Here is an 11,820-nt window from a genome sequence, read left to right as displayed (position 1 = left end):
GCCGGATCGCCGACATCACCGCCGACAAGCACATGGAGGGCGTCCGGCTCACCCGCTGGCTGCTCTCGCCGGTGCCGACGTTCCTGCTGTGGCGCCGCATGAAGCTGTGGGAGCTGCGCTCCTACGAGCAGGTCATCAAGCTGGAGCAGGAGCGGCTGGTCTACCAGGCCCGGCTGCGGTCGCGGTTCGGCCGCGCCTGGCGCCGCAAGGCGCCCGTGGAGTCGCTGATGCCGCTGCGGCTGGCCCGCTACGGCGTCCCGCTGGCGCAGACCGCCCCCTCCGGGCTGGCGGCGGCGGGCATCGAGCCCGCTCTGCTCCCGCCGGCCCCGCGGCCCCAGGAGCCGGCCCCCGAGGCGGCGCCCGCGCCCGAGCCGCGTGCCGAGCTGGCCGGCGGCCGGGGCGCGGAGCCGGTGCGTGAGGACGGGCCGGCGGCGGAGCAGAACCTGTGGCTGCACGCCCGGGACCCGCAGTCGGTCGAGTACCACGGTGACTACGACCCGACGTACGACCCGGACCAGTACGCCCAGTGGGAGGCGGAGCAGCGGCAGGCCGACCAGTACCGGCAGCAGTTCGAGGAGGAGCCGCCCGCGCAGGAGCCCGGCCCGGAGGAGACGGGCAGCTTCCCCATACCGGTCGGGCCGCACCGCACCCGCGAGCTGGGGGAGGGCGGCGGCACGCCGGAGCCCGAGGGCCCAGGCGAGGACGACTACTACCAGGTCTTCAAGCAGTCGCTCAACAACGGCAGCGGGTACCCGACCCCGCGCGAGTTCGCGTACGACGTCGAGGCGACGTACGGCGTCTCGCTCCTGGACGCCGACGCCAAGCGCATGGTGCTGCGGTTCCAGGAGCGCCACGGCGCGGAGCTGGAGGAGGAGCACATCGCCTGACGGCGCCGCGTACGGCGGAAGGGGGCGCCCGGTGCTCGCCGGGCGCCCCCTTCCGCCGTGGTACCGGCCGGTTCTACTCCCCGAGCAGGGTCCGCACCCGGTCCTGCCCCACCGCGAGCAGCAGCGTGGGCAGGCGCGGGCCGGTGTCGCGGCCGACGAGCAGGTGGTACAGCAGCGCGAAGAACGTCCGCTGGGCCGTCTTGATCTCCGGCGGCAGTTCCTTGGGCGTGGCGTCGGCCGGGAAGCCGGCCTGCACCTTGGGCACGCCGTAGACGTGGTGGGTGAGCCCGTCCAGGGACCAGTGGTCGGCCAGTCCGTCGAGCAGCAGCCGCAGCGACTGCCGACTCGGTTCGTCGAGGGACTTCAGCAGCTCGGCGTCCGGCTCCTGGCGCACGATGGTGCGCTGGTCGGCGGGGACGTGGGTGTTGATCCACGCCTCGGCCTTGTCATAGCGCGGCCGGGCCTCGTCCAGCGCCTCGATCGGGTTGGCCGGGTCCAGCTCGCCGAGGATGCGCAGCGCCTGGTCCTCGTGTCCGGCGGTGATGTCGGCCACGGAGGCGAGCGTGCGGTACGGCAGCGGCCTGGGCGTGCGCGGCAGCTCACCGGCGGCGGTGCGCACCGCGCGGGAGTGCGCGGCGGCGTCGGCGGGCAGGGCCGAGCCGTCGGCGACCTTGGCGTCGAGGCGGTCCCACTCGTCGTACAGCCGCTGGATCTCCTGGTCGAAGGCGATCTTGAAGGACTGGTTGGGCCGGCGGCGGGCGTACAGCCAGCGCAGCAGCTGCGGTTCCATGATCTGGAGCGCGTCGGCCGGGGTGGGCACGCCGCCCTTGGAGGAGGACATCTTGGCCATGCCGCTGATGCCGACGAAGGCGTACATCGGGCCGATCGGCTGCTCGCCGCCGAAGATGCCGACGATCTGCCCGCCGACCTGGAACGACGACCCGGGCGAGGAGTGGTCCACACCGCTGGGCTCGAAGACGACCCCCTCGTAGGCCCAGCGCATCGGCCAGTCGACCTTCCAGACCAGCTTGCCGCGGTTGAACTCGCTCAGCCGCACGGTCTCGGAGAATCCGCAGGCGGTGCAGGCGTAGGTCAGCTCGGTCGAGTCGTCGTCGTACGCGGTGACCGTGGTCAGGTCCTTCTCGCAGTTGCCGCAGTACGGCTTGTACGGGAAGTACCCGGCGGAGCCGGAGCTGCCGTCGTCCTCGGCGGCGGCGCCGGAGCCCTCAGCGGCCTCCAGCTCGGCCTCGTCGACGGGCTTCTGCGACTTCTGCGGCTTCTTCGCCGGAGCCTTCCTGGTCCGGTACTGGTCGAGGATCGCGTCGATGTCCCGCCGGTGCTTCATGGCGTGCAGGATCTGCTCGCGGTAGACACCGGAGGTGTACTGCGCGGTCTGGCTGATCCCGTCGAACTCGACGCCCATCTCGGCGAGCGAGGCGACCATCGCGGCCTTGAAGTGCTCCGCCCAGTTCGGATGCGGGGAGCCCTTCGGGGCCGGGACCGAGGTCAGGGGCTTGCCGATGTGCTCGGCCCAGCTCTCGTCGACGCCCGCGATGCCGGCCGGGACCTTGCGGTAACGGTCGTAGTCGTCCCAGGAGATCAGGTGCCGGACCTGGTGGCCGCGGCGGCGGATCTCGTCGGCGACGAGGTGCGGGGTCATGACCTCGCGCAGGTTGCCCAGGTGGATGGGGCCGGAGGGGGAGAGTCCGGAGGCGACGACGACACCGCCCGGAGCGGTAGCGACTGATGTTTTCGCGCCCGGGGCACGACGCTCCGACTCGGCGATGACCTCGTCCGCGAAACGGGAGACCCAGTCGGTGGTCTCTGTGCTCTGAGCCACGATCGGCACGTCCTCTTTCCTGAAACTTCCCCGGAACCGCTCCGGGGACAGCCGGTACGGTTGCACGGCTGACCGCTCCATTCTCCCAGCCCGGCCCGCATCCGCGAAAACCGCTTTTCACCGCATGGGATACTCGGTTTCTGTACTACTCCACGAACCCGAGCAGAACGGCAGCCACTCCATGGCCTCGGTCACGTCCCTCACCGCCTCCGTCCAGCAGCAGCTCGCGTCCGCCCTCACGGCCACCCGGCCGGAGGCCGCCGGCGCGGACCCGCTGCTGCGACGCAGCGACCGGGCGGACTACCAGGCCAACGGCATCCTCGCGCTGGCCAAGAAGGCGAAGGCCAACCCGCGGGAGCTGGCGACCGAGGTCGTCGCCCACATCACCACCGGTGACGAGCTGATCAAGGACGTCGAGGTCTCCGGCCCCGGCTTCCTCAACATCACCGTCGCCGACCGGGCGATCACCGCGAACCTCGCCGCGCGGCTCGCGGACGGCGAGCGCCTCGGCGTGCCGCTGAACGAGGACGCGGGCACCACGGTCGTCGACTACGCCCAGCCGAACGTGGCGAAGGAGATGCACGTCGGCCACCTGCGCTCCGCGGTCATCGGCGACGCCCTGCGCGGCATGCTCGACTTCACCGGCGAGAAGACCATCGGCCGGCACCACATCGGCGACTGGGGCACCCAGTTCGGCATGCTCATCCAGTACCTGTTCGAGCACCCCGGCGAGCTGGCCCCGGCCGAGGACGTCGACGGCGAGCAGGCCATGTCGAACCTGAACCGGGTGTACAAGGCGTCGCGGGCCGTCTTCGACGCGGACGAGGAGTTCAAGGAGCGGGCCCGCAAGCGGGTCGTCGCCCTGCAGTCCGGCGACAAGGAGACGCTGGAGCTGTGGCAGCAGTTCGTGGACGAGTCGAAGGTCTACTTCTACTCCGTCTTCGACAAGCTCGACATGGAGATCCGCGACGAGGAGATCGTCGGCGAGTCCGCGTACAACGACGGCATGCCCGAGACCGCCCGCATCCTGGAGGAGACGGGCGTCGCGGTGCGCTCCGAGGGCGCGCTCGTGGTGTTCTTCGACGAGATCCGCGGCAAGGACGACCAGCCGGTCCCGCTGATCGTGCAGAAGGCGGACGGCGGCTTCGGCTACGCGGCCTCCGACCTGACCGCGATCCGCAACCGGGTCACCGACCTGCACGCCACCACGCTGCTGTACGTCGTGGACGTGCGCCAGTCGCTGCACTTCAGGATGGTCTTCGAGACGGCCCGCCGGGCCGGCTGGCTGAACGACGACGTCACCGCGCACAACATGGGCTACGGCACGGTGCTCGGCGCGGACGGCAAGCCCTTCAAGACGCGTGCGGGCGAGACCGTACGGCTCGAGGACCTGCTGGACGAGGCCGTGCAGCGGGCGGCGCAGGTCGTGCGGGAGAAGGCGCGGGACCTCACCGAGGACGAGATCCAGGAGCGGGCCGCGCAGGTCGGCATCGGGGCCGTGAAGTACGCGGACCTGTCGACCTCGCCGAGCCGGGACTACAAGTTCGACCTGGACCAGATGGTCTCGCTCAACGGCGACACCAGCGTGTACCTCCAGTACGCCTACGCCCGGATCCAGTCCATCCTCCGCAAGGCCGGCGAGGTCCGCCCCGCCGCCCACCCGGAGCTGGCGCTGCACGAGGCGGAGCGCGCGCTGGGCCTGCACCTGGACGCGTTCGGGGACACGGTCTTCGAGGCGGCCGCGGAGTACGCCCCGCACAAGCTCGCCGCGTACCTGTACCAGCTGGCGTCGCTGTACACGACGTTCTACGACAAGTGCCCGGTGCTGAAGGCCGAGACGCCGGAGCAGGTGGAGAACCGCCTCTTCCTGTGCGACCTCACGGCCCGCACCCTGCACCGGGGCATGGCCCTCCTGGGCATCCGGACGCCCGAGCGGCTCTGAGCGCACCTGACAGCGAGGCACCGCGGCCCGTCCTCCCCCGGGGGGCGGGCCGCGGCGTGTCGTGCCGTCGTACTACCGGCTCAGCAAAGGCTCCGGTGCAGGTCGGCGAAATCGGAGAACGCGGCCTTGGTCCGCGGACCGGCGATCCCGTCGACCTTGAGGTTCGCGTCGAGGTTCACGTTCAGCATGCGCTGCAGCGCCATGACCGTGTTGGTCCCGACGATCCCGTCGATGTCGTCGCTGTACCACTTGTGGTCACGGAAGAACCGCTGCGCCGCCTTCCAGCTGTCGGTGCCGAGGCGTCCGTCGATCTTGCCGGGGAGGTAGCCCAGAGCGCGCAGCGAGCACTGCCAGTCCTTCGCCTGCGCGGTGCTCAGCCCGAGGTTCACCACCGCGAGCGGCGCCACCTCGGAACTCGCGGACCGCTGGACGGGCGCGGGCACCGCGCCGGCCGTTCCCGCGGTCACCAGTCCTCCGCCGGCGATCCCCGCTGCCGTGGTGACGCCGACAAGTACCTTCGTGAGTGCTCGCATGCTGCCGTGTTCCCCTTGATCGACGTACGTTGTCCTGGTCGGCCCCCAGCGTGCGCGTTCGCCGCACCTGGGGGCCACCGACGGCTCCGAGACGACGGCATCCCGGGACGTCCCGCCGCTTGACCTGCTCGGACGTCGCCGACCGAGTCGCTACGGTGGGACGGCCGCCTCGACGACTGGGGGACACATGCCGCGTTGGAAGCCGCTGCCCGCAGGGCTGCACCCTCAGGTCCACCACTTGATCGTGCGACTGAGGGCGCTGAAGGACCGGGGCGGGTTGAGCACGCGTCAGCTCGCCGCCAAGACCGGCTACAGCGCGAGGTCGTGGCAGCGCTACCTCAACGGCAGGTCGCTGCCTCCCCGGGAGGCCGTCGAGGCGGCGGCCCGCGTCGGCGGCCTCGACCCGGTCCGCCTGCTGGCCCTGCACGAGACCGCCGCCGAGCACTGGGGCGAGGGCAAAGGCCCCGCGGTCGACGTCCCGCTGAGCGAGCCACCGCCGTCGGCTGAACCGGCTACGGAGCAGCGGTCGTACGGGAGTTACCCGCGCCTGCTGGTCAGGGCGGGAGCGGTGGCCCTGGTGCTGTCCGTCTCGCTGGCGCTTCTCCTGGCCGTACGCAACGCCGAACTCCGCTCCCAGCTCGAGCACGCGCGCGCCGACTCCGTCGCGGCGACCCCGTCCACGGTGACGGAGTCCCTCGTGCCGGTGGTCTACACGTGCCGTCTGGAACGCAGCGGGGGCCGCTGGTACGCGGGCCTGAGCCGGACGACGAAGGCGATCGTGGCGTACACGCACGTCGGCGCCGAAGTGGCCGAGGCACAGTGCCTGTTGCGCCGGGCCGGAGTGTCCCCCGGGGACATAGACGGGGTCTTCGGACCGAACACCCAACGGGCGGTCGTCAACCTCCAGAAGCGGAACGGACTGGTCGTGGACGGTGTCGTCGGGCCCCACACCTGGCAGGTGCTGCGGACGGCGGATCCGCGGTGACCACGGAGCACACCCCGCTGGTCGCGGCGCTGCGGGAGCTGAGGGCGCGCACCGGACTGAGCCTGGCCGCGCTGGCGGAGCGCACGGCGTACAGCAAGTCCTCGTGGGAGCGCTACCTCAACGGCAGGGCCCTGCCCCCTCGGCAGGCCGTGGTGGACCTGTGCCGGGTCGCGGACGAGCCCGAGGGGCGGCTGACGGCCCTGTGGGAGATCGCCGAGGCGCAGTGGAGCGCCCGCGGGGCCGCCCTCGCCGCGCCCGCCCCCACCCCGCGGCCCCCCGCGGCGCGACCCGCACCGGACCCGGTGCGCCCGCACGGGCGCAGGGGCTGGCTGATGGTGGTGCTGGCGTCGGCGTACGTCCTGCTCGCGGGCGGCATCGCGCTGGCGCTCTTCCTGCTGCCGGGCCGGGGCACGGCGGACGACGAACCGCTGTCGGCCCCCGTCCCCCACTCCACCGGTCCGCAGTGCCGCGGCGCCGCCTGCGAGGGCCTGGACCCGATACGCCTGATCTGCGGCATCAACCCCGACACGCTCACCACGTACCGCACCGCCACCGGCGCCCACGTGGAGCTGCGCCACAGCCGCAAGTGCGGCGCGAGCTGGGCCCGGGCCTGGGGGACGGCGATCGGCGACCGGGTGGAGGTCGCGGCGGGCGGCCCGGCCCACGAGGTGCGCGTCGCGAACCGGGACGACACGGAGACCTACGTCTACACCGGCATGGCCGCGGCCCGCTCCGGCACCACCGTCCGGGCCTGCTTCCGCCCCGCGTCCCCCGACGGGGAACGGGAGTGCGTCGAGGCCCGTGTGGGCGCGCCCGCCTCACCGCAGTAGCGTCAGACCGTCCGGTACGTCGATGCCGAACTCCTCCGCCAGCGTCCGGCGTGCCTCCGTCTCGTCCGTCAGTTTCCGCTCGGTGGCCGTGCCGTCGGCGCGCGTCACGGTGACGCGGTCGCCGTCGAGGAGCAGGTGGGCGTCCGGGGTGAGGCGCTGGACGTAGGGGCGCCGGGCGAAGGGGGAGCGCGGGTTCGTGGCGATGTGCCAGTTGATCACCTCGTAGTCGGACGGCTCGAACGGCTCCAGGGTGAAGGCGTACTGCGCCTGCCAGCCGCCCGCCAGGTGGGCCTGGAGCACCCATGTCTCCAGGGGTCCCCGGTGCGGCGTGTGCACCAGCCGGTGCCGGCGTCCGGCGTCGTGGAACTCGGTGTCCGCGGTCAGCGGCACCGGTTCCAGCAGGGAGCCGACGGCGCCGAAGCCGACGTCGGCGAGGTACGGCCGCGGTTCGCCGGGCAGTTCGGCAAGGAGGGCCATGTGGGTGCGCGGACGGTCCTCGAAGCGGTCGGCGCCGACGACGACCCGTGCGGTCAGGCGGGTCACCCGCACGCCGAGCGCCTCGAGGGCCGCCGCGTAGAGGGTGTTGTGCTCGTAGCAGTAGCCGCCGCGCCGACGGCCGTGCACCAGCTTGGCCGTGAGGTCGGCGAGGTCGAGCGAAGGGGCCCGGCCGCCGAGGGCGTCGAGGTTCTCGAAGGGGATGGCCCGCAGGTGGGCGAGTTGCACCCCCCGGAGGGTGGCCGCGTCGGGGCGCCGACCGCCCGCCCAGCCGATGCACTCGAAGTAGGCGTCCAGCAAGAAGGGTGTCTTCGTCCGGGCACTGTCAGACATGGCATCACCGTACGTGTGGTGATGGCACCCGCGCCCTCAGCCGTTGGTCCTACGACGCGACCTACGTCGCCGGACGCACCACCGCCAGCCCCTCCCCCAGCCGCCGCAGCCCCTCCGCGATCTCGTCCGGCGTCTGCGTCACGAAGCAGAGCCGCAGCGTGGCGCGGTCGGGCTCACCGGCGTGGAAGGGGGCGCCGGGGACGTACGCCACGTTGTGCCGGACCACCTCGGGGAGCAGGGCGGTGGTGTCGTACCCGTCGGGCAGCCGGGCCCACAGGAACATGCCGCCCTCGGGGCGCGTCCACACCGACCCCGCCGGGAGCGCGTCCGCGAGGCCCGCCAGCATGGCGTCCCGGCGCTCCCCGTAGACGGCGGCGACGCGGGCGACGTGGGCGTCCAGGTCCCGGTCGGCCAGGTAGCGGGCGGCGGCGAGCTGGTTGACGGTCGGGGTGTGCAGGTCGGCGGCCTGCTTGGCGACCGCGCAGGCCCGGCGCAGCCCGGCCGGCGCCCGCAGCCAGCCCAGCCGCAGGCCGGGCGCCATGACCTTGGAGAAGGAGCCCAGCAGCACGGTCCGGTCCCGGGCACCCTCGTACGAGGCGATCCACGGCACCCGCTCGCCCTCGAAGCGCAGCTCGCCGTACGGGTCGTCCTCGACGATCCACAGGCCGCACCGGCCCGCGACCTCGGCGACGGCGGCCCGGCGGGCGGCGGACAGGGTGCGGCCGGTGGGGTTGGAGAAGGTGGGGACCGTGTAGAGCAGCTTCGGGCGCTCGCGCACCACCAGCTCCTCCAGCGCCCCGGGGTCGATCCCGTCCTCGTCCCCGGGCACGGCCACCACCCGGGCACCCGCCAGGCCGAATGCCTGGAGCGCGGCCAGGTAGCAGGGGCGTTCGACGAGGACGGTGTCGCCGGGTTCGAGCAGGGCGGTGGCGAGGAGCGAGAGGGCCTGCTGCGAGCCGGTGGTGACGAGGATGTCGTCGGCGCCGGTGGCCAGACCGCGGGCCGAGGCACGGGCGGCGAGCGCGGCCCGCAGGGTGGGCTCGCCCTCGGTCGTGGAGTACTGCAGGGCCCGCGCGGGCGTCTCGGCGAGGACGTCCCGGTACGCGGCGGCGATACCCTCCGCGTCGAACAGCTCGGGAGCCGGCAGCCCGCCCGCGAAGTTGATCACCTCGGGGCGGGCCGTGACGGCGAGGATGTCGCGTACGGGCGAACCGCCGATCGACCGGGCCCGCGCGGCAAGCGGCGGCAGTGGAGCGGTGGCGGCGGGCGCGTTCTCAGTCACGGTCATGCGCGCAGCGTAAAGAAATAGGTGCCGTCTACAGGCGACTTTCCGCGATCCGGACACCCGTGCGACGTGCGACCGTCGGTGCGGGGTTCCGAGCGCAGAGCCGTCAGCCCTTGACGCTCAGCCCTTGACGCCCAGACCGCCGTACACGTTGATGTCCGCGTCCGTGACGTCGTTGATGTCCTTGTAGCGGACCTTCTCGATGTCGTCGAGCTCGGCGAGGTACGACGCCTCCGGCTGCTCCGGCACCGGTGCCGCGTGGTCCTGCCGCCAGTGGTGCACGGGGACGACCCCCGGCTCGGCCAGCTCCAGACCGGTCTCGGTGAAGAAGCGCTCGACGTCCTTGCGGGACCGCAGCACGAAGGTGAACCCCCGTTCCGTGTACGTCCGCTGGACCGCGCGGATGTTCTCCGGGTTGAGGTCCTCCGTGAGGTGGCTGAGGACGAGCCGGCTGCCGGCGGGCAGCGCGTCCATCAGCTCGCGGACGATCGGGTACGCCTCCTCGTCCTCGACGAAGTGCAGGATGGCGACCAGGCAGAGGGCGACGGGGCGGCTGAGATCCAGGGTCTCGGCGGCCTGTTCGAGGATCCGCGCCGGGCTCTTCAGGTCGGCGTCGATGTAGTCCGTGCGCCCCTCGGGACCGCTGGTGAGCAGGGCACGGGCGTGGGCGAGCACGACCGGGTCGTTGTCGACGTAGACGACCCGCGACTCGGGAGCGATGCGCTGGGCGATCTGGTGCACGTTCTCGGCGGTCGGCAGCCCGGTGCCGATGTCGAGGAACTGCCGGATGCCGTCCTCGCGGGCGAGCGCGGTCACCGCACGCCGCAGGAAGTCGCGGTTGTGCCGTACGTCGAGGTAGCCCCGCGGGTTGGCGGCGAGCCCGGCGGCCGCGGCGGCGAGGTCGGCGGGGTAGTGGTCCTTGCCGCCGAGGAAGACGTCGTAGACCCGCGCCGGGTGCGCCTTGCTGCTGTCGATCCTCCTCCGCAGCTCCGCGGGGTCCTGGCTGAGGGCGTCACCGGGCATGCGCGTCCCACCTTTCGGATGTCGCCTGACGAAGCGAACCGGTCGTGTGGTCAACAACCTATCCCCCGGCCGCACTTGCCGCCGCCCGGTGCTCCGATGCCCTGCCGTCCGTCCCGGTCCCCCGATGCCCTGCCGTCCGTCCCGGTCCCCCGATGCCCTGCCGTCCGTCCCGGTGCCGCGCCCCGGCCCGCCTCAGCCTCCCTCGACCAGCTCCCAGGCGTCGCTGCCGAGGGGGTACGCGTAGTAGGAGTCGTCCCGGGAGGCGCTGGTGCGAAACGGCTTGCCGTTGTCGTCGATGCGCGTCGTGCCGTGCCGGCCTCCGCTGGACCACTCCAGTTCCAGCTCCCAGCTGACGTCGTGGCCGCTGGTGTGCGCGGCGACCTGGAAGACCTCGGGGTCGGACTCGCTGACGCTGTACGGGAAGTCCCGCTGGCCCCCGATCGGCGTGGCCGTCGGCGTGCCGAGGTCGAGCGAGACGTCGAAGGCGGTGACGTGCACCTGGCCGCCGCAGCCGTTGCCCATCACGTACTGGTCCCAGTCCAGCGGCGTTCCGCTGCTCTTCACCCGCACGTGCAGGTCCTCCAGGACCACCGTCTCCGGGCCGGTGCCCTGCACGGTGAGGACCACCGTCTGCCGGTTCGCGGAGACCGCGTTGAGGGGGGTGGCCCAGCCGACGGCGTCCTGCTGGGGCGGGGGCTTGGGCACGTTCTTCGGGCTGCGGTCGACCAGGAAGGCGTGGTCGCAGGGCACGTCCCAGTAGTACGGGGTGGTCGACACGGTGAGCGGGGGCCCGGCGGCGGGTGCCTGGCGGCTCGGCGGGGCGGTGGCCGGACGGGACGGTGAGGCCGGGGAGGCTCCGGACGGGGACGCGGAGGCGGAGGCGGACGGTGAGGACGTGGACGCGCTCGGGCTCGGGGATCCCGGCCCGGTCGCGGTCCCGGACACCGACGCGGAGGACTGCGCGACGGCTCCGGCAGGACCGCGCCGGCCGTCGTCGTCCGGGCTCGACACGAGGTTGGCCACGAGCGCCACCGCGGCGCTGACGGCGACGACGCCGGTCGCGGCGTAGAGGGCGGCGCGCGGCACCCGGCGCCGGGCCGGACCGGAGGCGTCGGGGGCGAGCGGGGTGCTGCCAGGTACGGGGGTGGCGTCCGGGGCTGGTGGGGTGACCGGTACGGGGCCGGCCTCCGGAGCGGACGGCGCTTCCGACGGCGTCGGGGCCGACGCGGCGCTGTCCGCTACCGCGCTCTCGGCGCCCTCGATCCCCTTGGTTCCGGTCCCCTCGCTCTCCCTGCTCCCGCCGCTCTCGTCGGCCCCCTCGGGCTCGTCCTTCTTCACGCCGCGCAGCGCGTCCGCGCGGATCCAACGGCGGTGGAGTTCGAGCAGTTCGTCGGGCGTCGCCCGGCAGACCCGGGCGAGGCGTTCGACGGGCGCGAACTCGACCGGAACCACCTCCCCGCTGACGTACCGGTGCAGGGTCGAGCCGCTCATGTGCAGCCGCTTGCCGAGTGCCCCGTAACTGAGCCCGGACCGCTCCTTCAGCTCCCGAAGCAGCGCCGCGAAGTCGTCCCCCGCCACCGTTCCTCCCTCTTCTCGCATCCCCGTACCGCATCCCAGAGGGACGCCGTTCCCGCAGGTCAGAGCGTTCCTGGCGTCCCACCGTCCCG

The 11,820-nt window shown here is 72.8% G+C and carries 10 protein-coding genes; 4 read left to right on the top strand and 6 right to left on the bottom strand.

The annotated features are described in order from the left end of the window. Positions 1–887 (top strand): DUF2637 domain-containing protein (locus IE258_RS39195; protein ID WP_189750570.1); only part of this gene is annotated, 887 nt, incomplete at its 5' end. Between the two features lie 73 nt (positions 888–960). Here the strand turns inward: IE258_RS39195 and lysS are convergent. Next, the gene (lysS, locus tag IE258_RS39190; protein ID WP_189750569.1) at positions 961–2,736 is read right to left on the bottom strand and encodes a lysine--tRNA ligase; all 1,776 of its coding nucleotides are present in this window, start codon (positions 2,734–2,736) and stop codon (positions 961–963) included. Positions 2,737–2,908: 172 nt separating this feature from the next. Between lysS and argS the strand changes: the two genes are divergently transcribed. Next, positions 2,909–4,669, top strand: a complete 1,761-nt coding sequence (gene argS / locus IE258_RS39185) for an arginine--tRNA ligase (protein WP_189750568.1) — start codon at positions 2,909–2,911, stop codon at positions 4,667–4,669. Positions 4,670–4,749: 80 nt separating this feature from the next. Here the strand turns inward: argS and IE258_RS39180 are convergent, their stop codons facing one another. Then, positions 4,750–5,202, bottom strand: coding sequence for a peptidoglycan-binding domain-containing protein (locus IE258_RS39180; protein ID WP_189750567.1), 453 nt, complete (start codon positions 5,200–5,202; stop codon positions 4,750–4,752). A 187-nt stretch (positions 5,203–5,389) separates the two neighbouring features. On the opposite strand from IE258_RS39180, the gene IE258_RS39175 reads away from it, so the two are divergent. Continuing rightward, positions 5,390–6,187, top strand: coding sequence for a peptidoglycan-binding protein (locus IE258_RS39175; RefSeq protein ID WP_189750566.1), 798 nt, complete (start codon positions 5,390–5,392; stop codon positions 6,185–6,187). After that, positions 6,184–7,017: a helix-turn-helix domain-containing protein gene (locus tag IE258_RS39170; RefSeq protein WP_189750565.1), complete on the top strand. Its 834-nt coding sequence runs from the start codon at positions 6,184–6,186 to the stop codon at positions 7,015–7,017. Before IE258_RS39175 ends, IE258_RS39170 begins: the two co-directional genes overlap by 4 nt. Here IE258_RS39170 and IE258_RS39165 read toward each other — a convergent pair. The 4 genes from IE258_RS39165 to IE258_RS39150 form a co-directional block, all read right to left on the bottom strand. Beyond that, positions 7,006–7,845 (bottom strand): arylamine N-acetyltransferase family protein, encoded by an 840-nt coding sequence (locus IE258_RS39165; protein WP_189750564.1) that lies wholly within the window; start codon positions 7,843–7,845, stop codon positions 7,006–7,008. The genes IE258_RS39170 and IE258_RS39165 overlap by 12 nt on opposite strands. Positions 7,846–7,906: 61 nt before the next feature. Beyond that, complete coding sequence (locus IE258_RS39160) at positions 7,907–9,133, bottom strand: aminotransferase-like domain-containing protein (protein ID WP_189750563.1); 1,227 nt, start codon at positions 9,131–9,133, stop codon at positions 7,907–7,909. A 117-nt stretch (positions 9,134–9,250) separates the two neighbouring features. Further along, positions 9,251–10,153: an SAM-dependent methyltransferase gene (locus tag IE258_RS39155; protein WP_189750562.1), complete on the bottom strand. Its 903-nt coding sequence runs from the start codon at positions 10,151–10,153 to the stop codon at positions 9,251–9,253. A 192-nt stretch (positions 10,154–10,345) separates the two neighbouring features. Beyond that, on the bottom strand, positions 10,346–11,731 hold the full coding sequence (locus tag IE258_RS39150) for a helix-turn-helix domain-containing protein (protein WP_189750561.1): 1,386 nt from the start codon (positions 11,729–11,731) through the stop codon (positions 10,346–10,348). Between the last annotated feature and the right edge of the window lie 89 nt (positions 11,732–11,820).

The sequence above is a fragment of the Streptomyces tendae genome (assembly GCF_014650435.1).
GTDB lineage: Bacteria > Actinomycetota > Actinomycetes > Streptomycetales > Streptomycetaceae > Streptomyces > Streptomyces tendae.
Note: the sequence above shows the minus strand (reverse complement) of the source record. Positions and strands in the feature narration are given on the sequence as shown.